The following is a 394-nucleotide window of genomic DNA, read 5'->3' as shown; positions in this document are numbered from 1 at the left end:
GGGGCGGCCAGAGCACGGCGTAGGCGGTGTCCAGGCCCCAGCCGAGGATGCCGAGGGAGGCGCCGGCCTGGAGCAGCATGCCGAGGGGCATCGTCAGGCGGGCGCCGAAGCGGCCGGTGAGGGCGGCGCCGAGCGGGGCGGCGACGACCGAGGCGAGGCTGAGCGGGAGGGTGCGTACGCCGGACTCGACGGGGCTGTAGCCGCGCACGTTCTGGAGGTACAGCATGACGAAGAAGATCACGCCGAGCAGGACGAAGAAGTTGACGGCGGTGATGACGGTGCCGACGGTCAGCGCGGGGTTGCGGAAGAGGCGCATCGGCAGCAGCGGGTGGGCGACCCGGTTCTCGTAGAGGCCGAAGGCGACCAGGACCGCGAGGCCGGCGAGCAGGGTCAG

The 394-nt window shown here is 72.6% G+C and carries 1 protein-coding gene; it reads right to left on the bottom strand.

All coding sequences use genetic code 11. The annotated features are described in order from the left end of the window. Positions 1-394, bottom strand: a 394-nt coding sequence (locus ACFV9O_RS40525; protein WP_385428124.1) for an MFS transporter, incomplete at both ends; no start/stop codon positions are given.

It is taken from the genome of Streptomyces sp. NPDC059909 (assembly GCF_042730885.1).
GTDB lineage: Bacteria > Actinomycetota > Actinomycetes > Streptomycetales > Streptomycetaceae > Streptomyces.
This window is presented reverse-complemented; position numbering and strand designations above follow the sequence as displayed.